17 protein-coding genes and 1 riboswitch are annotated in these 23,156 nt (G+C 54.8%); of the genes, 3 read left to right on the plus strand and 14 right to left on the minus strand.

Annotation, left to right across the window (positions count from 1 at the left end; translation table 11 throughout):
* Positions 1-164: 164 nt before the first annotated feature.
* On the minus strand, positions 165-5,408 hold the full coding sequence (locus B212_RS0120285; protein ID WP_019912871.1) for an S-layer homology domain-containing protein: 5,244 nt from the start codon (positions 5,406-5,408) through the stop codon (positions 165-167).
* 396 nt (positions 5,409-5,804) lie between these two features.
* Between B212_RS0120285 and B212_RS0120290 the strand changes: the two genes are divergently transcribed.
* A complete protein-coding gene (locus tag B212_RS0120290) occupies positions 5,805-6,899 on the plus strand; it encodes a M24 family metallopeptidase (protein WP_019912872.1) in 1,095 nt (364 codons plus the stop codon).
* 120 nt (positions 6,900-7,019) lie between these two features.
* On the opposite strand, the gene B212_RS0120295 is transcribed toward B212_RS0120290, so the two are convergent.
* On the minus strand, positions 7,020-7,751 hold the full coding sequence (locus tag B212_RS0120295; protein WP_019912873.1) for a queuosine precursor transporter: 732 nt from the start codon (positions 7,749-7,751) through the stop codon (positions 7,020-7,022).
* 10 nt (positions 7,752-7,761) lie between these two features.
* A riboswitch (PreQ1 riboswitch) is annotated at positions 7,762-7,807 on the minus strand.
* Positions 7,808-8,135: 328 nt separating this feature from the next.
* Here B212_RS0120295 and B212_RS0120300 point away from each other — a divergent pair.
* A complete protein-coding gene (locus B212_RS0120300; protein WP_019912874.1) occupies positions 8,136-9,824 on the plus strand; it encodes a methyl-accepting chemotaxis protein in 1,689 nt (562 codons plus the stop codon).
* Between the two features lie 166 nt (positions 9,825-9,990).
* Here the strand turns inward: B212_RS0120300 and B212_RS0120305 are convergent, their stop codons facing one another.
* The 9 genes from B212_RS0120305 to B212_RS0120345 all read right to left on the minus strand — a co-directional run bounded on the left by B212_RS0120305 (position 9,991) and on the right by B212_RS0120345 (position 18,990).
* Positions 9,991-10,317 (minus strand): YnfA family protein, encoded by a 327-nt coding sequence (locus tag B212_RS0120305; protein ID WP_019912875.1) that lies wholly within the window; start codon positions 10,315-10,317, stop codon positions 9,991-9,993.
* A gap of 2 nt (positions 10,318-10,319) precedes the next feature.
* Positions 10,320-11,927: a cobyric acid synthase gene (locus tag B212_RS0120310; RefSeq protein WP_019912876.1), complete on the minus strand. Its 1,608-nt coding sequence runs from the start codon at positions 11,925-11,927 to the stop codon at positions 10,320-10,322.
* A gap of 92 nt (positions 11,928-12,019) precedes the next feature.
* On the minus strand, positions 12,020-12,826 hold the full coding sequence (cobS, locus tag B212_RS0120315; RefSeq protein WP_019912877.1) for an adenosylcobinamide-GDP ribazoletransferase: 807 nt from the start codon (positions 12,824-12,826) through the stop codon (positions 12,020-12,022).
* Positions 12,823-13,371, minus strand: coding sequence for a bifunctional adenosylcobinamide kinase/adenosylcobinamide-phosphate guanylyltransferase (cobU, locus tag B212_RS0120320; RefSeq protein ID WP_019912878.1), 549 nt, complete (start codon positions 13,369-13,371; stop codon positions 12,823-12,825). Before cobU ends, cobS begins: the two co-directional genes overlap by 4 nt.
* Positions 13,368-14,429 (minus strand): nicotinate-nucleotide--dimethylbenzimidazole phosphoribosyltransferase, encoded by a 1,062-nt coding sequence (gene cobT / locus B212_RS0120325; RefSeq protein ID WP_019912879.1) that lies wholly within the window; start codon positions 14,427-14,429, stop codon positions 13,368-13,370. The genes cobU and cobT overlap by 4 nt, the downstream gene beginning before the upstream one ends.
* Before the next feature lie 180 nt (positions 14,430-14,609).
* Positions 14,610-15,815 (minus strand): aminotransferase class I/II-fold pyridoxal phosphate-dependent enzyme, encoded by a 1,206-nt coding sequence (locus B212_RS0120330; RefSeq protein ID WP_019912880.1) that lies wholly within the window; start codon positions 15,813-15,815, stop codon positions 14,610-14,612.
* Complete coding sequence (locus tag B212_RS0120335; protein WP_019912881.1) at positions 15,808-16,758, minus strand: D-alanine--D-alanine ligase; 951 nt, start codon at positions 16,756-16,758, stop codon at positions 15,808-15,810. Before B212_RS0120335 ends, B212_RS0120330 begins: the two co-directional genes overlap by 8 nt.
* Before the next feature lie 15 nt (positions 16,759-16,773).
* A complete protein-coding gene (locus B212_RS0120340) occupies positions 16,774-18,228 on the minus strand; it encodes an aminotransferase-like domain-containing protein (RefSeq protein ID WP_019912882.1) in 1,455 nt (484 codons plus the stop codon).
* A gap of 111 nt (positions 18,229-18,339) precedes the next feature.
* Positions 18,340-18,990, minus strand: a complete 651-nt coding sequence (locus B212_RS0120345; protein ID WP_019912883.1) for a TetR/AcrR family transcriptional regulator — start codon at positions 18,988-18,990, stop codon at positions 18,340-18,342.
* Positions 18,991-19,114: 124 nt separating this feature from the next.
* Between B212_RS0120345 and B212_RS0120350 the strand changes: the two genes are divergently transcribed.
* Entirely contained in the window at positions 19,115-20,548 is a 1,434-nt protein-coding gene (locus B212_RS0120350) for an MDR family MFS transporter (RefSeq protein ID WP_019912884.1), read from the plus strand.
* Here the strand turns inward: B212_RS0120350 and B212_RS32000 are convergent.
* From B212_RS32000 to B212_RS0120365, 3 genes are read right to left on the minus strand one after another with little or no spacing between them, the layout of a single operon-like run.
* Positions 20,519-21,235 (minus strand): histidine phosphatase family protein, encoded by a 717-nt coding sequence (locus B212_RS32000; RefSeq protein WP_019912885.1) that lies wholly within the window; start codon positions 21,233-21,235, stop codon positions 20,519-20,521. The two genes, B212_RS0120350 and B212_RS32000, sit on opposite strands and share 30 nt — an antisense overlap.
* A gap of 5 nt (positions 21,236-21,240) precedes the next feature.
* On the minus strand, positions 21,241-22,206 hold the full coding sequence (gene cbiB, locus B212_RS0120360; RefSeq protein WP_019912886.1) for an adenosylcobinamide-phosphate synthase CbiB: 966 nt from the start codon (positions 22,204-22,206) through the stop codon (positions 21,241-21,243).
* On the minus strand, positions 22,203-23,057 hold the full coding sequence (locus B212_RS0120365; protein WP_019912887.1) for an adenosylcobinamide amidohydrolase: 855 nt from the start codon (positions 23,055-23,057) through the stop codon (positions 22,203-22,205). The genes cbiB and B212_RS0120365 overlap by 4 nt, the downstream gene beginning before the upstream one ends.
* Positions 23,058-23,156: the final 99 nt, after the last annotated feature.

The following is a 23,156-nucleotide window of genomic DNA, read 5'->3' on the forward strand; positions in this document are numbered from 1 at the left end:
CCCCCTGCTTACATGTTGATCCTGCCCGTAGTCATATGATTATAGAGTACATCATTACAGGGGATTATGAAAAGCCTGCAGGACTGCCGGACACAAAAGGCTGGCCTGCCATAGAATGATATCTACGGTCAGGCCAGCCCTCCGGGGTTATGAAACAGTTAATTTTACTTCAGTTGATACAGTCTGTAGATCAGAGCGGCTGCTTCTGCTTTGGTTGCCGTTTGTGCCGGACGGAACGTACCGTCCTCAAAACCTCCAAACAGCTTCGTGCTCTTGGTCAAAGCAACGCCTGCTGCTGCCCACTTGGCAATTTTACCGCCATCGGTGAAGGCTGCGTTCACGTTCCCGGGATCGGCAACGTTCTTCGCTCCGTTATAGAGAGTAAGGGCGCGTGCCAGCATCGTGGCAATCTCCTGACGGGTAATTGTAGCCGCAGGGTCGAAAACCGAAGCGGATTTGCCTGTGATAATTCCTGCTGCATACGCAGCGGCAATTTCATTGTAGCCGGAGCTCCCAGCCGCGATATCTTTGAATGGCAGGGTCAGTCCCGAGCCATCCAGACCGTAGGCTCTGGAAATCCAGGCAGCAAACTGTGCACGGGTTACCTTGTCCGAAGGATTAAACTTCCCGGTTTGATCTACAATCCCTTTGGTCAACAGGTAGTTGATTTCCTTCACAGCCCAGTGGTTCTGCGCTACATCCGTGAAGGTTCCTGTTCCGAGCATTACAGTATAACGGCTGAAGTGTCCTCGCGGCGCACTCACGGTCTGGGTAACCGGATCATATTTGCCGCCAACCGCTTCCCAGGTCAGGCTTGTCTCATTCAGCACATAAACCGTGAGATTCTCAAGATTCGCTGCTGTGTATTTCGATGTATCAATTGCGGAGACATCGAAGGTCACGTTGATTGGTTTCTCGAAGCTTTTAACGGCTTTATCTCCTACCGTTGCACTGAATTCCATCACCGGCAGAGTAGCCAGCGGCTCCGCCTGGCTTGGCTTGCCGATCACGGCATTCTCTACTACTTCCGCCGCAAGAGTAATCTTCTGCCCGGCTTCCACAGGGCCGAATGTGTCCGGCTCAATGGTAAATGCCGTTTTACCCATCTGCAGCTTGAGTCCATCGACGCCATTGTTTTGGATCATTGTCAGAATCTCCGATGGGAGCGAGGTGTTCAGCTTGTTCACGCCTGCACCGACCGGAGGAATCTCTACAGTCAAGGAAACTTTGAGTTCACTGGCCAGACCCGCACCGAGCTTGGAGGTCAGCTCCTCCGATACAGCAGCCAGAGCTTTCTTGGAGGCTTCAATCTGTTTGCTGACCAAATCTTCTGTCAATTGCGAGGAGACGGAGTTCCCTTCTACGCTCACATTTTCCTTGGCAATCGTTACTTCGCCCGCTTTGTTCAGGGCTGCCTGGCTGGATGACACCACACCATTCTTGATTTGCTGGATATCCGCCGCAGCGACGCCCTGTGCGTTGTTCAACACTGCTGCCGCATTCTGTATCAGCGTCTGTGCAAAGGCAACGGCCTTCTCGCCGCTGTCCAGATGATTCAGCACATAAGGAGCACTGCCTACAAGCTCATTGATGGAGCTGACGATCTTCTGCTTCTCAGCCGGATCTTGAATGGTTGCGAGCAATTGGGCGGCGCTGTCCAAGGCTTGGGACAGGCTCTTGCTGTTCTTCTCAGCTTCTTGAGGCGTTGTTACGGATTTGAGCGAATTAGCAATGCTGCTCAGTGCGCTCTGAGCTGCCGCCGCCCGTTCTGCCGGTGTTCCGGCTGTACTCTTCACCAAATCCTGAAGCTTGGTGTTCTGTTCATTTACGCTTGCATTCGGCGCCGGGGTTGGTGTTGGAGCCGTAACTGTACCGCTGCCCGGGCCATCGCTGCCGCTGCCTGGGTTCGTTCCGTTTCCGGGATTCGTTCCGTTTCCAGGTGTACTTCCGCCATGATCCAAATCTTCACCCGGAGGAGTGGTTCCCGGATCTACTACTGTACCCTCTTTCGTTTCCAATACGAATTTCTTGTTCAGGGTATAACTCTGTCCATTGATAGTAATGTTTGCTTTAATTACATAACTTCCGTCCTTCAACATTACGGAGGCATTCATTGGATAGCTTAATGAGCTTCCTTCATACAGCTTGTTCCCCGCTTCATCTTCAATGATGTAAGAACCGGCCTCCGGATTAATCGTGGTATGACCGCTGGATGAACCATAGCTGGTAACCAGGATTCTTGGTTTGGACAGTTGGCCGATTGCATTGCCTGCTGTATCAACCAATCCAACCTTCAGCCAGTTGTAGGAGCTGCTGCGGACCAATTTTCCATTCTTCAGCCCAACGATATCCAGTCCGGCAATTGCACCGGGACTCAGCTCGGTGAATGTTCCTGCTGTAAGCGTATTTCCTGTTAAGCGGATATTATATTGGTATTCCAGGCTGCCGATCATCTGGTCCAAATTCACAATAACTTCGCCAGGCGTCAACTGAACCTGTGTTGCATCGTAAGCATAACCTCTAAGCTTCGATTGATCTGCTGTAATGTAATCCACAGTGTAGATGCTTCCTGATTCCGGTGCAACCACCGTAGCCAGATCGCTAGCGGAATCATTATAGATCCAAGTATTATCCCCTGCGGCAACCACTACATTATCACGATAAATAAAAGTGTCTCCGTTCGTATGGGCCAATACGCTGTAGGTGCCCTCAGTAGCGTAGAAATAGTTCTCGTCACTTTTGTTACTGTCAATTACGTAAGGAACATAATCCACGCCGGACAAGCCTTTACGGATAAGAGATAACTCCTCCATATACTCTGTAAGATTGACTTTGCTTACCTCTTGGAGAGCATTTCTTGCATCAAGCACCAGTGAATATTCCTTGCCCGGCGCTGTTTGCACGGAACCGTACATGTAGTATCCGTATTTGGATTCAACTCCCATGTTGCTGCGGTTATAACGCATGAAGTCTACACCGACAACCGAAGGTGCTTCTACAATCAGAAAAGCCTGCTGATCGTCAATGTTGATATACTGGGATTGATCAATAGTAGTGCCGTCGCTTTTCTTGATTCTAGCCTGCACGTAGGCGTAATCCAGCGGCACCCCGCCGGCATACTCTCCTTCCGGCTTATCCAGCCCGCGGACCCGTATTACAGATTGCAATTTTGGATCAATAACGGCAACCGATACTGTTTTGGACAGGTAGTCGGATTTTTCGAAGAGAAATTCTCCGAGATAGGAGCTTTCGCTGGCCGGGAGCGTGAACTGCCCCTCCGCATCGGTCACTCCCACTTCTTTGCCATAACGTGTAATTTTCACGCCCGGCAGAGCTTTGCCTACAGCCCCAGTTGTATGTTCACGTACGGTGAAGGTAATCTTTCCGGCCTGATCAACTGTTAGATAAGGTTTGTTCACCAAGTCAACCAGCTTACCGGCTTTATCGCGGATTTCCACTTCCAGCTCTTGCTTCGGTAAAACCCGCAGCTCGGCTTCAGCAAGAACCTCGCCCTTCACATATCCGCCAGTCTGATAGACGTAAGGGAGGAATTGGACTTTATAGTCTCCAGACTTCGCAGGTTTCCATTCCCGTTTGTCGACGCGTTTGAGGAGGCCATCCTTTTCTTCAGTTGTCCAATACAGCGAGTTCTCTTCAACGATAGCTCCGTCTGCATCCAGAATCTGAAGTCTGTAGTTGCCGTTCAAATCAACAGCATTCTGATTCTCGTCGGACATAACCACGCGCAATTCCACATTCTCGCCCAGAACGATCTGGTTGCGGATTTCATCCTGAGCATAATAATTGGAGCCCAGCACTTTCAGAATAATCTGCGAATTGTAGCTGCTTCCAGCCTTAAGGGAATACTCATTGTCTGTCGGGGTGAAGAAGGATTTCAGAACAACCTGATTCGTGTAGCTGCTGTTGCCCGCATTTCCGACTGTTGTTGTCGCGGTCAGGCGGTGAATTTCTTCCCCTTTGTGAACGTACAAGGTAGAATCTGCCGACGGCACAGATACGCTGGCCTGGTTGTAGTTCAATTTGTTATTTAAAAAGGATACCTTTACCTGCCCTTGACCTTGTCCGCGATCCGGCACCTGAAGCTTCAGTGCACTAAAGTCCTCAGACTTGGCTGCATATTCTATGGTATTAACCGATTCATCCGGCTTTACTTGATGATGCAAAACAACCCTGCCGCTAGTCCCAGGAATGGCTGCAACGGCAGCGATATCATATTCCAGGCCTTTCTTAACGTAGATAACATTTGCAGCTATGTCCTGGAAAATATTTGAGCTGCTGTGCTGTTTATAGTGATTATTTGTGGTAATAGAAATAGATTTCACCTCTAAAGGCGATCCATCCCAAGAGTACTGAAGGTTCAGGCGGCTGTAATCACTGCCATTCTGGATAATAGCAAGATGGCTTCCGTCTACAGCGGAATAAAGCGCCGATTGGCTCGTATGGAACATATATGATTCATTGTTCACAGCTTTAATAAGTGTTTTGTAATCGCCCGACACTCCGGCTGTTTTTAGCACCAGAACATCCAGTCCAGACACACCAATTCTTTGAACAATGCCATTTGGCGAGCTCATATTGTCATAGCTCTGGCGCATCAGATTACCTTCCTTATCAAGGTAACGGATAGCTGCTGTATACGTCCCTGCCTGCTGCTTGTCCGTAATATACAGAGGCGTGACTTCATAGTTATCCGTTCCTGACTTGACGGAAAGGATCAGTACAGAATCAACCAATGGGAAATTCGCTTTGCCGACCAGTTCAATCTGACCCGATGTATCGGTGACAAAGCTATTATAATATTTAGCATACGCCCGTACTTCAATTCTCTCGTTTGCCAGCGGCACCCCATTGCTTAAGAACGAGACTCTAATGCTCTTATCATCACTGCGGACTTCCCCGGCAGCGGCTTCCACGTATGTATCCGAATCTTTTGCTATACGTTCTACGACAACTTGAATTTTTGTTGAAGCAGGAACTTTAATGCTCTGGGGATCTGTAACAACCTTCCCCGTCTGTCCCTGATACTCTGCCTGCAAAGTGTATTCTTCCCCTGCTTTCAGCCCCTCAAAAGACATGTTGGAATAATAAACCGAGTACACTGAATCTGCCGCAGTCAGACGTTCTGCCTGGTTTTTCCACTTCGTCTGACTGGCTACTTCATTCCCATCCTTAAGAAGTGAGAACTTTACTGAATTAAGTGTCTTATAATCTCCATAGGTAACATCCAGCACACTGTTCACGGAGATCTTTTGATTACCGTCCAGCGTCTTCTCGGAGGACACCACCCCCGCTTTCAAGGATGCCGCCGATACCTCCAGCACACCCATAAAGGACAACATGAAAACCAGCAATAACGAAACTGTACTTCTCAACCTTTTTGAATACATAGCTGTCTCCTTTTCCTCATGATAGTATTATTCTACCCATGACTTTTCCCCCAGCAGAATTGTCAAATTTAGATAGACATAGTGGAATCCTACCCAAGGACCTAGTTGATGTCAATCAATTCCTGTAATAAAATCTCATATTTTATCGTAAAAAAAGATATTTTGTTACAATTCGCCAGTATCCCCAGAATAAAGGTAGGACTTCAGTTGTAGGACTTCATAAACATGCAAATAAGTGCATGATTTTATCTAAATTGTACGCAGGTCAGATTCAGCAGCATCGGAGGGCAGAGCCCAACCGGCAGCTTCCCGCTGCCTGTACGTGCACCCTGCCGGGTTATGATCTATAATGAAAACGTTGCTTTGTAACGTGAATCCGAAAGGGGAATTACTGAAATGAATGAAGCTTTATCCACCTTGGAGCAAGGAATGGCGGGCGGGGGCCTGGATGCGCTGCTCGTCACCGATCCGAAGCATGTGTATTATTTGACCGGGTTCGCCAGCAATCCGCATGAGCGTTTTCTGGGACTGCTGCTGATTCGCGGCGAGGAGCCGGTATTGATTGTTCCGGCGCTGGACGCTGAAGCGGCACATGCCGCCTCAGAGGTAACCAAGATTCTGACGCACAGCGATACGGACAATCCTTACGAGCTGCTAAAAGCTTGTTTCGGCGGCACGAAGCCGGGAACGATTGGCATTGAGAAGGAGCATTTCTCCGTGAGCCGCTACGAGCAACTGGCGGCGGCGGTTCCTGCAGAGAGCTTCAATGATATCGGCCATCTGCTGCGGGCCATGCGCGCCAAGAAGACACCAGAAGAAGTCAGCCGGATGAAGCATGCCGCCGAGCTGGTGGAGGAGGTTCTCCGCCGCGGGCTTACGCATGTCAAAGCTGGGGTAACCGAAATCGAGCTGGTCGCCGAGCTGGAATATCTGATGAAAAAGGTCGGAGCCGCCGGCCCCTCCTTCGACACTATGGTGCTCTCCGGTCCGAAAACTGCCCTGCCGCACGGTGTGCCGGGTGACCGCATTATCCAGCCGGGAGATTTCCTGATGTTCGATCTGGGCGTATATGCCGCAGGTTATGCCTCCGACATTACCCGCACCTTCGCCGTAGAAGAAGCGGACCCCAAGCTGGCCGAAATCTACCATACGGTACTTGCTGCCAATGAAGCCGGCATTGCCGCTTCCCGGGCGGGGGCAACGTTCGGCTCTGTAGACCGCGCAGCGCGGGAAGTTATTGAAGCTGCCGGCTACGGCGCTTATTTCATGCACCGGGTCGGACACGGCCTTGGCATGGACACGCATGAGTACCCTTCTCTTCACGGGTTGAATGAGGACATCATCGAGAACGGCAATGTATTTACCATAGAGCCGGGAATTTATGTGCCGAATCTCGGCGGAGTGCGTATCGAAGATGACGTATTCATTACGGCTGAAGGCCCGCAGACGCTGACAAGCTTTCCGAAAGAGCTGACGGTATTGCATTTATAGGCGGGGCTAAGTAACCGACAGTTTTACATAAGCTGCCTTTGCCTTTATAACTTGTCTGTATCACACACAAAAAGCAGCAGCCTGCCCCTGCCGGGGCGGACTGCTGCTTTTTGTGTGTTTTTACATAGGTGTAACGCTATGATGATCCGAAGCTTGCTGAGCCTTCTGTTCATCCTCCGCAAACCGGAAGGAGCGGGCCAGATACAGAATCGGCGTTGCGGCCCCGGTCAAGAGGAATTTCACGATATAGGTGGTCAGCAGAATCTCCGTCCATACCCGCAAATCGTAGGTTCCGGCAAACGCAATGGTGCAGAAAATCAGCGTATCCACAAAAGAGCTGACCATCGTGCTGCCATTGGAGCGAATCCACATCTGGCGCGGACTTCCATAGTAACCCCGAATCCAGGCGTACAGACGTACGTCGAGAAACTGGCTGACAAAATAAGCGGTAAGGCTGCCCAGCGCAAGCCGAGGCATCAGACCGAAAATGGTCTGCAGCGAGGATTGGGCGATATCCGTTTCCTGCGGCTCGAACTTCAGCACCATCTGCATGATCACTGTAGTCATCAGCAGAGTGAAAAAACCAAACCATACCGCATTCCGCGCCTCTGCACGCCCGTATTTCTCATTCAGCAAATCACTGGTCATATACAGCGTGACGTACATCGTATTGCCCAGTGTCATAACGATATCCAACGGCAGGGCGATTGTTTTGGCTACCTGAATGTTGGCGATAACCGTTGCAACGCCGACCCAGGCGTACAGCCCTTTTTTACCGAACAGCCGGTAGCAGAGCAAATAGAAACCAAAATTGACCACAACAAATAAAATACCCCAAAGCAAATTGAACATGTATTTCACAATCCCCCTAGTTTTGTTTACGCGGGATGGTTACGAACCGCGGCGTTCAGGTGTTTGGACCAAAACATTACTACTCTACCACAAGAGAAGCTAACATGCTATGAAAATTTCAATTTTCAAGAATATATGACATGATCTTATTTTTTCGCAAAACAGGTAAAGTATTCGTCAATTCTTCATTTTTTTCTGAAAATTCTGCGCTATTAATTAAATTTTCACTATTCAACCGGGGGTTAATTCTATAGAATAGTTATCAGTCACATTCCCGGAACAATAGCTTGATATATGACCTACACCCTTGGAGTATATTGCTGCTTGCCTGGCATATAAGCACTGGCATGGGAGAATGCATTCAATGATAAAGGAGAGAATGATATGCTTCAATTCAAGAAATCAATCAGCCGTAAATTTACGCTTTTGCTGTTCGTCGTTCTGTTGCTGTCGTCTACTTTACTGAGTACCAGCTTTTATTTCATCTCCGTCAATACGATCAACAGCTACGTAATGCCGCAGATCAACAAGATTCTGACTGCCGCAGCCCAGGATATCTATAAAAATATGAATGCGACGCGCGCCCAGCAGACGCTGGGCAAAAACGAACAGTCAAGAACCACGCTCGAATCCTATTTTCAGGATAAAAGAAAACAGCATGATGTAGAGACAATCTTCCTCATTAATCTGCAGGAAGGCAAAGCTACCGTGCTTGCCGCAGATCAAGGAGCACAGCTCAAGGCCGACGAGAGCATTGAAGCACAGCCTGCCATGGTGCAAGCCTCCAAGGGCAGGGCCGGTTTGAGCGAAATTTATAATGACAGTCATGGCGTACATAAGACCGCGTATGTTGGAGTTCCCGGCTCAACGATGGTCATCGGAGTTAGTTCGGATGTCGGTTTTGTCGAAGATAAAATGAAAAGCATTCTCTGGACCAGTGCCGGAATTACAGTGCTCGTGCTGGTGGTGGGTCTGAGCGCAGCCATGCTGATGAGCCGCAGGATTACCCGCCCGCTTACACAGCTCGCAGCTTACAGCAACAAGCTGGCCGAAGGCGATTTCACCCAGCAGCTTGAGATCAAGGGCAGTGACGAAGTCGGACAGCTCGCAGAGAGCTTCCGGACCATGAGCCAGCGGCTTAAGGAAATGATCAGCCATGTTCTGGATACCTCCAGCGTCGTGGTTGCGGATTCCAATGATCTGAAGGAGCGTACCGATATTCTGAACGAGATGGCCGAGCAGTCCACCTTATCGGTTGTGGAAATCGGCAGAGGCAGCACCTCCATTGCCAACAGTGCCCAGGATAATTCCCGGGCAATGGATGAAATCAACATCGGCATCCAGCATATCGCTTCGGCGGCTGGAGAAGTCACCGAGCAGATCAGTGAAGCCTCCGAAGAAGCTAGCGGCGGCAATGAAATTGCGCAAAGCGCTGTAGATCAAATGCGCCAGGTGCAGCAAGCTTCAGTGAAATCAGTGGAGCAGTTCCGGATTATGAATGAACGCTCCCTGCAAATCGGTGAGGTTGTTCAGGGAATCACAGAAATTACGAAGCAGATTCAAATGCTCTCGCTTAACGCTTCCATCGAAGCGGCACGCGCCGGTGAGCATGGCCGCGGCTTCGCTGTAGTTGCCGGAGAGGTCCGCAAGCTGTCCGAGCAATCCAAGGAATCCAATGAGCAGATCCGTGAATTCCTGCTTAGCCTGCAGGAGGACATGAACCGCTCGGTCGAAGAGATGAACCACGTGAACTCGGAGGTTGCTTCGGGAGTCGATAAAGCGGCGGAAGCCGGAAATGCCTTTGGTCATCTGCTTGTGCTTATTCAGAGCATCAATCACAGCATTCAGTCCGTATCCGCTGCTACACAGCAAATCTCGGCCGGAACCGAGGAGGTCAGCGCCTCAGTGGAAGAAACCGCCCAGATTACTGCGAAGTCGCAGGAGAATGCAGATACGCTTACCGGCAACTCCTCACGCCAGCGTCAGGAACTGGAAGTCCATGCCCGGACTGTAGAGCATCTGTATGAGCAGGCTGTGAAGCTGCAGAAGGCTGTGCAGCAGTTCAAGATTTAACCGGCGCGAATACGCTGCTCAAGCAAAAACGGGTGCCGTTCCTGATGAAGGACGGCACCCGTTTTTTGTAGTTGCATCAGTCAAGCCGCTGTCCAGCACCCTGAGGATACAATTGCGGCGGAAAACCGCAGCGGCAGCGGAGCCAAAGAGTCTGCCGCTTTGCTGCTCACGATCTTGGCGCCCACAGAATCACCGACACGCCGATTACACAAATGCCGGCTCCGATCCAGTCGTAGAGATCCGGCGTTTTTTTATCCACAAGCCAGCCCCACAGCACAGCCAGCACAATGAATACACCGCCATAGGCCGCATACACTCTGCCGAAGGAAGGAAATTTCTGCAGGGTCGGAATGATGCCATAGGCAACCAGAATCAGCGCTCCTGCCACCCCGTACCAAAGCGGCCGCGATTCCCGCAGCCACAGCCAGACCAGATAACCGCCGCCGATTTCGGCCAGACCGGCAACAATGAACAACAGAATTGCTATGACCATGCTCAGCCCCCTTTTCGCGTTAACCCCATGATCCCATAAATGCCATCCATGTCAAGATTCGCACTCACCGCATCCGCCAGCCGGTCAAACTCCTGCTCACGGAGGGCTTCAGACGAGAAGGTGTTTGCGAGGGGCGCAAGTCCTTTGGATAACCTCAGACCGTTAAGCCAGACTCTGCGTAGCCCATCATTATGGAACAATCCGTGCAGATAGGTTCCCCAGATCCGGCCGTCCGGCGTTCCCCAGCCTTCGGGTGTCAGTTCTCCTTCCGGTCCGTGCAGCATAAAGAGGCTTCTAACGGCTGTGGAATTGTGGTTTGTGGTCGTTCCCATATGGATCTCATACCCTTCAACGGAGATTCCTGCCGCCTGTCCGGCAGCCGGCTCTGCCAATGGCAGGGGATGCTCCTGAGCCAGCTTGCCGCTTACACGCACCGTGGTTTTCTCTTGCAGGAAGGAGGTGGACAGCGGCAAATACCCAAGCCCTTCCCTCTCTCCAGGCTCAGCACTTTCTACGGCAAAAGGATCAAGCAGCTTTCGGCCCAGCATCTGGTACCCTCCGCAGATTCCGGCGAGCTGTACCGTTCCCTGCTTCAGCGCGGCGGCAATCACTTCAGGAAAACCCTGCTCCCTCAGGTAATCCAGGTCGGCCGCCGTATTCTTGGTTCCCGGCAGGATGATGGCATCCGGTATACCCAGCTCGTCTGCGGTAGTCACATAACGCACAGCAGTGTCCGGCTCGTCCGCCAGCGGATCAAAGTCTGTGAAGTTGGAAATTCTCGGATAGCGGATGACCGCGATATCCAGTTCTTTGCCAGGCTCTGCGCGCAGCCGCCCCGAGGCTCCTTCCAGAACTACGGAATCCTCAGCTTCGATCCGCAGGCGCGGCAGAAAAGGCAGAACCCCAAGCACCGGTATGCCTGTGCGCTGCTCCAGCCAGTCGAGTCCGGGCTGCAGCAGCGACAGGTCGCCGCGGAATTTATTGATAATGAAGCCTTTGACCCTAGCCCGCTCATGCGGCTCCAGCAGCTCCAGTGTCCCTACCAGGAAGGCAAACACACCGCCTCTGTCAATATCTGCAACCAGCAGCACCGGAGCGTCCGCCCAGCCCGCCAGATTCATATTGACGATATCCCGGGCCTTGAGATTGATTTCAGCCGGACTTCCAGCCCCTTCCATCAGTACGGCATCATACTTCTCCCGCAGCCGCCCGAGCGCTTCCATCACCGTGTCTTTGGCTTCCGGGAGGAATTTCTCCCGGTATTCCCGCGCGCTAAGCGCCGCATGCGGCACGCCATGAACTACGATTTGCGCACTCTGCTCACCCGAGGGCTTCAGCAGTATCGGATTCATGTCCGTGGTGGCAGTAATGCCGAATGCCTCAGCCTGCATACCCTGGGCACGGCCAATCTCCTTGCCGTCCTCGGTGACATAGGAATTGAGGGCCATGTTCTGCGACTTGAAGGGGGCCGCGCGGTAGCCGTCCCGGGTCATGATCCGCCCAATCGCTGCGGTCACCAGGCTCTTGCCGACATCCGAGGCCGTTCCCTGAATCATCAGCACAGGCGCAGGCTGCGGCCTAATCTGTCTTGTTGCGGCTTGTTCTTCCATGCCAAGCCTCCTCGCTTTCTTCCTGCTGCCGGACTACTGGCGAAGCAGTTGTTATTTGAAGGAGCCGGGGGTACCCGGCTCGGGTTGGCGCGCTACAGGTTAACCTGTAGCAGCACCAGCAGAAGCAGGAGCAACACCTCCAGCAGCTCGTTCAGCGCGCCGTACACATCGCCGGTGAGCCCGCCGAGCCGGCTGTTGATCCGCCGCGCCGCAAGCGTGCCGCAGGCCAGCGCGGCGACCGGCGCCAGGATGGCCGCAGCCAGCATCTGCGGCCAGGCGCTTCCCGCGCCAAGCGCCAGCGGCGCGGCGGCCGCGGCCAGCGTGAGCAGCGCGGCCAGCAGCCACGTGCGCCGCTCCTGCCGGGCAGGCAGCCCGCCGAAGCTGGCGGCCAGCCCTTCTTTGCCGCGGGCGAGCGGGAAGCGGGCCATGGCCCGCACCATGTACCAGCGGCTCCAGACCGGCGGCAGCAGAAGCAGCGGCAGCTCCGCGTAGGAGCCACCTTCGATGAGTGCCGCCAGCAGCGAGGCCTTCAGCAGCAGGAGCAGCACGCAGGCCAGCACTCCCATGGCCCCTACGCGGCTGTCCTTCATGATCTCCAGCATCCGCTCGCGCGTGCGGTAGCTGAGCAGCGCGTCGGCGCTGTCCATCCAGCCGTCGAGATGCAGGCCGCCGGTCAGCGCCACCCACAGGATGAGCGTGATCACAGCGGCAGGCCAGGCTGGCAGCAGCCAGGCTGCAATACCTGCGCCGAGCGCCGCGCTCAGACCGATGGCTGCGCCAACGAGCGGATAGTATACCACGCTGCGCTGCAGCAGCTCAGGCGAGAAATCCGCGTCGCCCTTGACCGGAAAACGCGACAGGAACTGAAAGGCAGCGGCAGCATCCCCCCGCACACTCATAACAGATACTCCCTGCTCTTCAGCTCAATCGGAATGCCTGCGGTAACCAGAAAGACCTGCCCGCTAATCCGGGCAAGCAGGGCGTTCATCCGGCCGGCCAAATCACGGTACAGCCGGCCAAGCGCATATTCGGGCACTATCCCGTCGCCCACCTCGTTCGTCACCAGCACCAGCGTCCCCTGAAAGGACGATACGCTCTGCTCCAGGCGGGCAATTTCCTGCTCTACCCGTTCTTGTCTGTCCTCCTGGTCCTCCACAGCCAGCAGCACATTGGAGAGCCACAGTGTCAGGCAATCCACAAGCACGGCTGTGCCCCCGGAGAGCCGGTCCAGAAGCGCCGGCAGATCATGCGGCTCCTCCAGCGTCTCCCAGGCGCCGCCGCCCTCTTCGCGAAGCTTGCGGTGCGTGGCAATCCGCGCCTTCATCTCCTCATCAAAGGCTTGTCCGGTAGCCACATACACCGCCTGATCCGCCAGGGAGAGGATTAGGCGCTCGGCGAAGCTGCTTTTTCCACTGCGTGCGCCCCCGGTTACAAGGATGCTCATTTCCCCTCAGCTCCGGAAACGCCGGCACTTTCGAAGGTCGCCATTTCTGTCATGACGCGGCTGACCGCCTCAATCAAGTGGAGACAAAGCGCGCCCCCCGTGCCTTCGCCCAGGCGCAGTCCAAGATCAAGCAGCGCCTCCAGTCCAAGCTTGTCCAGCATCAGCTTATGGCCCCGCTCATCCGACACATGCGAGGCGATCATATAATTCACGGATTCCGGCGCAAGCGCCTTCGCCACCAGCGCGGCCGCCCCGGAGATGAAGCCGTCGAGAATGACGGGAACGCGGGCCGCAGCCGCTCCAAGAATGAGTCCGGCAAGTCCGGCAATTTCAAGTCCCCCCACCTTGGACAGCACATCAATCGGGTCTGACGGATCGGGAGCGTTCACCCGCAGCGCACGCGCTACGACTTCAATCTTGTGCCGGAGCCGTTCATTGTCAATTCCTGTTCCGCGTCCGGCAGCAGCCTCCGGCGAGATGCCCTCCAGTGCGCATAGAACCGCCGCGCTCGCCGTAGTATTGCCGATTCCCATTTCACCGGTAATAAAAATCTCCGTCCCGCTCTTCACCGCTTCCCGGGCCACGTCCACCCCGACCAGGATCGCCTGAGCAGCCTCTTCCCGGCTCATTGCCGGTCCCACCGCCATATTGTCCGTCCCGCGCCGCACCTTCCGGTTAATTAAATCCGGGTGCTCAAGCTCCGCATTGATGCCGATATCCACGAACTGCACGTTTGCCCCGCCTTGGCGGGCCAGCACATTAACCGCTGCTCCGCCGCTCAGGAAATTGTAAGCCATCTGCACCGTAACCTCCTGCGGAAAGGCGCTGACGCCTTCCGTGCAAACGCCGTGATCGGCAGCCATTACCACAACGGTGCGTTTCCCATAGCTGGGCTGCTCTGTCCCAGAGATGCCGGCAAGCCGGACAGCCAGCGCTTCCAGCCGCCCGAGGCTTCCCGGCGGCTTGGTCAGACTGTTCAGGCGGAGCACCGCCCGCGCTGCGGCTTGGTCATCCGGCGGAGCAATCCGCCCGGTTATTTCTTTTATAGCTGAAATCATAATATAGCCTCCTGTTTGTTCTTACTTTATCTTTCAGTTGTCTTCTCCAATGCAGCTACTGCGAAAATACAGCGAAGGCCCCCTTCTCTGAAGAAGAGGGCCCTCCGCTGCGCCAGCTATTTCGTCACATCTCCCTATTTCTTCCTTAAGGATTATAGGGGATTGAGAATGATCTTACAATTACATTTTTACCTTCATGAAGCCTTCCATCCGCTCCAGCGCTTCTGTCAGCTTCGCCGTGGAAGCCGCGTAGGAGCAGCGGATATGACCTTCCCCGCCCGTTCCGAACACATGTCCCGGCACAGCGGCAACTCCCGCTTCCCGCAGCAGGCAGAGCGCAAATTCCTCCGATTTCATGCCGGTATGCGCGATGGAAGGAAAAGCGTAAAACGCCCCCTGCGGCTCATGACAATGCAGCCCGATGGATCTTAGCCCTTCAACGAACAGCGAGCGGCGCTGTCTGAAGCATTCCTTCATGCGGTCCTTGTCCGGCAGCGCATGACGAAGCGATTCGATTGCCGCAATCTGTCCCAGCACGGGCGCACACATGGCGGTGTATTGATGGATTTTCAGCATCGCAGCGAGCAGCTCGCGGTTCCCGCAGGCATAACCGACCCGCCACCCGGTCATGGCAAAGGCTTTGGAGAAGCCGCTGATCACAATCGTCCGCTCCTTCATTCCGGGCAGTGAGGCGATGCTGACATGTCTGCTGTCATAGGTCAGCTCGGCATAGATTTCATCGGACAGCACAATCAGATGGTTCTCTTTTACAATTTCGGCAATGGGAAGCCAGTCCTCATAAGACATTACGGCCCCCGTAGGATTATTCGGGAAGTTCACCATCAGCAGCTTGGAGCGCGGTGTGATCGCTGCACGCAGCGCGTCGGCGGTCAGCTTGAAGCCCTGCTCCGCGCTTGCTTCGACCTCCATCAGCGTTCCTCCGTTGATATAAGCTATAGGAGAATACGCAATGTAGCTTGGAGCCGGGATGATAATTTCATCCCCCGGAGCAGTGAATGCGCGCAGCGCAAGATCCAGCGCTTCACTGCTGCCCACCGTTACCATCACCTCATTCATGGGATCATAGGATAGTCCGAAGCTCATCTGCTGGTAGCGGGCAATCTCCTCCCGCAGCTCCGGCATCCCGGCATTGGGGGTGTACATCGTCTCCCCCCGGTTCAAGGCGCGGACACAAGCTGCCCTCACATGCTCAGGCGTGGTGAAATCCGGTTCGCCAACACCAAGCGATATAATGTCGTTGTTACCGGCAGTGAGATCAAAAAAAGCGCGGATACCGGAAGGCGCAATCTCCCTTACACGCGGAGCAATCTGCTCACTTGGCAGAGTGCTCCTGTCCATCATCAGGGATGTATGCTGCTTATCCATAGCTGATCACTCCTTGCTTTTCTTGTGCCACCGTCCCCCGCCGTTCCCCAAGCGAGCCGGAGATAATTTCGTCCAGCAGCCCGCTGAAGGTATATCCGGCCGCAAGCGCGCTTCTCGGCAGCAGGCTGGTTTCGGTCATGCCCGGCAGTGTGTTCACCTCAAGCACATAAGGAACGCCGTCCTTTACCAGCATATCCACCCGTGCGTACACCGTGCATCTGAGCGCCTGGTAGCAGGCCAGAGCCGCCGCGCGCACCCGGTCTTCAAGCCCGGCAGGAAGCTGGATTACCCGTTCCTCCGCTCCGCCCAGCTCATATTTGGCGTTGTAATCGAACCAGTCTGCCCCGAGCGAACGGATGCCAATGATGGGCAGCAGCGTTCCCCCGAGAATCGGGCAGGTAATCTCCTCGCCAACGGTGTAGCCTTCAATCAGCACCGAACGGTCAACGGCAAAAGCCTTCTCCACCGCACTCCGCAGCTCCGCGCTGCTGTTCACCTTGGTCATCCCGATGCTGGAGCCGCCCGAATTCGGTTTGACCATTACCGGATACCCGAGACGTTCCACCGCGTCCAGCGATAAATCCTCCATACGGTCCAGACACAGCCAGGCCGGGGTGTGAACACCTTTGCTGGCGAGAACGGTTTTGGTCAGATGCTTATCCATGCACAGGCTGCTGGCGAGCACACCGCTTCCGGAATAAGGAATGCCCAGTGTTTCCAGCGTTCCCTGCACCGTTCCGTCCTCGCCATAGGCGCCGTGGAGGGCCAGCAGCGCAAAGTCCAGACCTTTTACCCCTTCAATCAGCTCTTCCCTTGAATGGATGACCACCGGCACGCCCTCATATTTGCTGCGGTCCAGGTGCTTCAGCATTTCTCTGCCCGTATTCAGCGACACCTCATATTCAGAGGATACTCCACCCATAATCACGCCTACTTTTATCATCCCCAAAACCCCTCTTCATCCCAATAGTTGCCGTGCTGTTCTCCCGATAATCTCAATGCCCTTGCGGATATTCTCATCTGCCACTCTGGAAAAGCCCAGCCGCAGCGTATTCTGGCCTTGCCCGTTCGTATAAAAGATATCTCCCGCCGTAAAAATAACCCCCTGCTTCCGGCATGCCGCCAGGAGCTCTCTCGTGCTGAAGCCCTCTTCAAACGTTACAAAAAGATGCAGGCCGCCGTCCCCGGTGATTGAGGCATAAGGAATGTATTCCTTGCAGCAAGCCAGGGTCAGCTCGTATTTGCGTTTATATTCCATTCTGGCCCGCTTCAGGTATTTCTCCAGATTGCCGCCCAGCAGGTATTGATACAAAATGGATTGATCCAGCGTCGAGGTGTGAATGCAGCGCGCCCGCTTGACGCTCTCCAGATAATAAATCAGCTCCTGATCCGCCAGCACCCAGCCTACCCGCAGTCCGGGGAACAGCACCTTGGAGAAGCTCCCCAGATAAATCACGCTGTTCCCGCCGCCCGCCGCCGCAATCAGAGGGGCTACATGCGAGCCCGAGTACCGCAGCTCCTCGTTGAAGCCGTCCTCGATCACGGGCACCTTGTACTCCGTCATCAGCTTCATCAGACGCTGTCTTTTCTCGGGGGACATGACGATACCCGTAGGGTTGTGGTAGGAAGGAACAAAATACGCACAATCATATTCACGCTGCTGGAGCGCCTGCTTCAGCTCCCCCAAGTGGATGCCGTCCCGCTCCATGGCCACACCGGTTATTTCAAAACCGTGCAGCTTCATATTCTTAATCGCCGTATGATGCGTCGGATTCTCGCAGAGCACCGCCCCGGCCTTGCGGCCAAGCGCGGACAGCACCACATCAAAGCCTTCCGTGAATCCGTTCGTAATCAGAAAATCCTTGCCGCGTGTGTCCACGCCCTTATGCTCCATATATTGCCGCAGATAGTCTATTAAAGGCTTATACCCTTTGGCATAGCCATAGTTCAGCAGAACATTGCCCTCCACCGACATACGCGTAAGAAACGCCCGCTTCACATTGTCCAGATCGAACAGACTTTCATCGGGCGCAATGCTGGTAAAAGAAATCGTACCCTTCTCTGCGCGAATCCCGCGCTTCATAATATCCAGTTCCTCGGCCAGCTTCGCCGTACTGCTTAACCGTTCTTTCCAGATCAGGGTCCACCCGGAGGCTTCCGGCTCCATCTGGGTGGCGGCAGGCGATACATAACTTCCCTGCCCCCGCACCGCGTAGGCAAAACCGTCATCCTCAAGCCCCGCATAGGCGGAGATGACCGAGTTGCGGCTTACGTTCAGCAGGAGGCTGAGCTCGCGTGTGGACGGCAGCTTTTGATTCCCCTGGAGGGCGCCCTTGATGATAAGCTGCTTCATGTAATCCTTGACCTGAATATATACCGGCCGACCGGCAATCAGCCTGAAATCCTTGAACATGCTTCAATCGCCCCCATAGCTATCATGTCACAGTCTTCTCCGTAAAAAAAGAACCACAGTCCCGGAATTTTCTTCCCGGCGTGGTTCTTTGAACTGCAGCTATCGCTGGAATCACTTCTTCAGCCGGACAAGCGGCATAAATATGTCGTCGATGATCCCTGTAATCGTGGTATCCGCTACTGGCTCATGGGTGGTAAGAACTTCATACACCAGCAGGTTCGCAGGAAGGGAAATGACCCGGGGACTCACGTTTTCCAGCTTGATCTCCCCCCGTTTCTCCGCATTTTGAAGAATGGCTCCGATAGCTGCCGTAAGCTTATTATCAGTCTGGTCTTGCATCATTTCCGGCAGGGATGCGATAAGATTCCCCCCGTAAAATTCGGTCATCAGACCATGAATGGTCTCAGCGCCGATGGTTTGCATCGGCTTCACAATTCCGTGTAGCAGAGCAAGCATATCACTGCGCAAATCGCCGGTATCCGGCATAGCTCCAATGACCTCCGGCTTCACCAAATGTTTGCCTATCGCGGCTGCGACAATTTCAGCTTTGCTCTGCCAGCGGCGGTATATCGCGTTTTTATTGGTTTTTGCCCGCAGTGCGATATTCTCCATTGTCAGACGGATATATCCAACTTCATTCCATTCATCCCAGGCAGCCTGCAAAATGGCATTCTCCAAGACATCACCGCGCCTACGCCCGCCAGTGGTTTGCTCCTCCGCGCCTGTATTTTCAGTAGAAGCGTTCTTCTTTTTCCCGGCCATCACAATTCCCCCCTTCAATATTTCCATAAAATTATCCTTGCATTTCAAGTGAAATTGAACTATCTTATTCACAAAAGGTACGGTTCGTACCGTACCTTATATAGATAGGAGAGGAGTATTTTTCATGGTAAAAAACACATCTGCTGCGGCGGCTGGGAAACCCCAAAAAGAAAAAATCGACCCTGCTGTCCTTAAAGTAGCGCTTATTCTGGTATTCGGTGCGCTTGCACCGCTTTTTGACTCAACCATGGTCAATGTTGCCATCAAGACGCTTACCCAGGACCTGGGCAGCACCGTTTCCGTTATCCAATGGGTGATTACCGGGTATGTCCTGACCATGGGAATAGCCATACCAGTCTCAGGCTGGGCTGTCAACCGCTTTGGCGGTAAAAGAGTGTATATATTCTCACTCGCCGTATTTTTAGCCGGTTCCGTTCTTTGCGCGCTGGCCTGGAATCCGGGCAGTCTAATCGCCTTCCGGCTGGTGCAGGGCGTTGGCGCGGGCATATTGATTCCCACGCTGCAAACTGTACTTGTCCAGTCTGCGGGCAAAAGCCTTGGCCGTGTCGTGTCGATTATCGGCATTCCTACCCTGCTGGGACCGATTCTCGGACCGGTACTGGGCGGATTAATTATCAACGGCCTTAGCTGGCGCTGGATCTTCTACGTAAATATCCCAATTACCTTAATCGCCCTTTGGATGGCCTGGCGGGGAATTCCGGCAGATAAGCCATCTGAGCGCAAACAGCCGCTCGATCTTACGGGCCTCCTGCTGCTGTCCCCCGCATTCACCCTGCTGATTTACGGCATTGCACAAATCAGCAAATACGGCGGCTTAGACAGCGCAGAAGTGACGGTTCCGCTGGTGCTCGGTCTCGTGCTCATGGCCGCGTTTATTGTCTACGCGCTGCGCACCAACCAAACACCGCTGCTTGATCTTCGATTGTTCAAATCAAGGATCTTCTCCGCTTCGAATGCTACGGTGTTTCTTGCCGGCATGGTTATGAACGGAGCCCTGCTGCTTCTGCCATTATACTATCAGCAGGTACGGGGTGAAAGTGTGCTGTTTACCGGAATCCTGCTCATTCCGCAAGGAATCGGGATGTTATTGACCCGGAGCTGGATCGGCGGCCTGTCTGACCGCATCGGTTCACGGCTCATCGTGATCTTAAGTCTCGCGGTAACCATTGTTTCCACACTGCCGTTTGCCTTTGCCGGCCCTGAAACTAATCAAATATGGCTCGCAGCCGCCCTGATTTTGCGGGGAGCGGCGCTGAACGGACTGCTTATTCCGGTCATGGTATCCGCCTATGTGGGACTGCGCAAGGATCAGGTTGCCGATGCCAGCATTGCGCTGAGAATCTTTCAGACCATCGGGGGAGCCTTCGGTGCAGCCGTCCTGGCCACCGTCATTTCACATCAGCTTTCGGGTCACGCCGCCTCCGATGTCCTCACCATTGCCGGGGCCTATAATACGGCCTTCTGGTGGTCAATCGGTTTTGCCGTGGTCTCCTTCATTCCGGCGCTGTTATTGCCTTCGGGGAAAAGGGCAGCATAAATTCACGCCTCCACTCCGGTCAATGCCCGCCTGCCACAGCAGGGTCAGCACCGTCGCCGTTCCCGGTGGCGGTGCTGCCGCGGCCTGGAACGTTACACCGGGCTCAGCCTTAGCCAGCCATTGGCGGATGACACCGCCATGCGTTACGATCAGCACGCGCAGCTTCAGCGGTTCTTCACGGCATTCGACGGCATTCCACGTCAGCAGCCCGGCTTCGGCCTCCTGAACCAGGTCGCTCAAGAAATGCTCCAACCTGGCAGCAAAAGCCCCCCAGGCCTCTCCACCCGGCGGCGTCACTGCCGCAGGATCATCTATCCAGCTTCTGTACTGTGGAACATTCTTCAGTTGCTCATAAGTGCAGCCTTCCCACTCACCGAAACAAGTCTCCCGTAAACGGGAATCATAGATGGCTTCATCCTCCAGCGAAGGAGCGATGCTGGACAAAGTCTCCCGGCACCGGAGCAAATCACTGCAATATACACGCCAGAAGCTTTCCGTCAATTCTGGCTGTTCTCCCAGTGTTACCAGCTTCCCCCGTTCCTCCGGCAGCAGCGGCAGATCCGTGCTGCCCAGATAACGGCGTTCCCTGTTCCACTGCGTATGCCCGTGGCGGACAAGCACCAGCTCCAGCTCTACCTTCTGTGCATTCTGTGCGGGCGCCTGCGCGACTGTCCAATCCTCTCCCACACCACTCAACCTCCGATCCCGTGCCACAGTAAGGCTCCCGCTGCACACAGGCAGACAAATAGGGCAGAAGAGCGCAGCATCAGCCGTGAGGCAAGGATGATATCCTCCGGCTCCATAGTCCGCAGGGGATCACCCATGTAGGCGCGAAAGGAAGCCACGCCGTGGTACACATTTTCTCCGCCCAGGCGGATACCGAGTGCTCCGGCGACCGCCGATTCGGGATAGCCGCTGTTCGGGCTGGGATGCAGGCGGGCATCGCGCCGCACCATACGCCAGCAGCTCCGCCAGTTCAGCCGCAGCAGCCGGGCACTGAAGACTAACAGCAGCGCTGTTATCCGCGCCGGTATGTAATTTGCCACATCATCGAGCCGGGCGGAGGCCCAGCCGAGGTCGCGGTATTTGTCGTTTTTGTAGCCGACCATAGAATCGAGCGTGTTCACGGCACGGTAAGCCATCGCCAGCGGCGCTCCGCCCAGCAGAGCAAAGAACAGCGGAGATATAATCGCATCGACGATATTCTCCGCTACGGTCTCCACCGTGCCGCGGACGATTTCCGGGCTGTCCAGCTTTGTAGTGTCGCGGCCGACGATCATGCCGACCGCCTTGCGGGCCGCCGGGATATCGCCTTTGCGCAGCTCCGCGTACACGGCCATCCCGGCATCCCTCAGTCCCTTGGAGGCAATGGTGGTCGAGATCAGCCAGATCTCGGCCGCCCAGGCCAGCCAGGGCGAGACCCGGGACAGCAGCCACACCAGCGCGGCTGTCAGCACCCAGGCTCCGCCTGCTACGAGCAGCGGCAGCAGCACCCCCGCGCGTTTCAGAGCGCGCGGCTGCGAGCAAAAGCGGCGGATCAACCGCTCAATAGTAGAAACTGCCTTTCCCATCAGCACCACCGGATGCGGCAGACTCTGCGGATCGCCGATAATCCGGTCCAGCACATAGGCTGCAATCAATATTATGGCGAGTGTCACCGGACTTCACCCGGCAGCGGCTTGGTTTGGCCGCTCATTGGCTGCGGGGATGCAGCCGGGGCCGGGTCTGGTGCAGAACCCGCCGGCTCCGGCACGGTGAACGGGTTGTGCGGCTTAACCGGCCCGGCCGCCTTCACCGAAGCGAGGCTGGCCGTTACAGCGGCGTACACCAGGCGGCCAATGGCCCCGCCGAGGTCGGTGGCGGTTCCGGCGTAGACATGCTCCGCCCGGTAGCGGCGGCTTCCGCTTACCGCCAGCACGAGCGCATCGGTCGTTGTGCCGGTGGCAATCAGGCCATTCTCGGGATCGGTGACCCCGAGATCAGCCAGAGCGGCAGCCTTCGCTTCGGCTGCTGTCATTACGGCATTGACCATCGCGGACGGAGTCAGGCGGCCGTCAATGCCCAGCATGATGTTAATCGTGCCAGGGCGGTAAGCCGCCAGCACGCTGCGTTCTACCCCGGCGCGCGCGGCATTGCCGGAAGCTGCGGTCACGCAGCAGAAAATCCCCGCCGAGCCGGTGTCCTCTTCCGCGACGGCGGCGTGCGTAAGCGGCACTGCCGTCATCAGCCCTGCGCAGCCCTCCAGCGGGTATCCCCATTCCTGCAATTTATTTTCCATATCGCGCACCGGATTGCTGCACTCATAATCACGGCTGACGAACTGGTTCACCGCCCGCTTCAGCCGGACCATCCCTCCACCGTACACGGCACTCGAAAGCCCATCTGCTTCAGCCGGGAATTCCAGCAGCAGATGATCCTTCTTCCATTCGAGCACCAGCCCGGGCCAGATGACAGAATAATACGTCGTCAGACCTTCGCCAAGCTTAAAAGGAAGTTGTACTTTGCCCACAGGATCACTCTCCACTCACAGGATCAATTAACGATAGTTACTAACACGGATTCCAGCAAATTAGTTTTACTAATTCCACCTACCCTTTGAGGGGTAGAA

The organism is Paenibacillus sp. HW567, from assembly GCF_000374185.1.
Lineage (GTDB): Bacteria > Bacillota > Bacilli > Paenibacillales > Paenibacillaceae > Paenibacillus_AQ.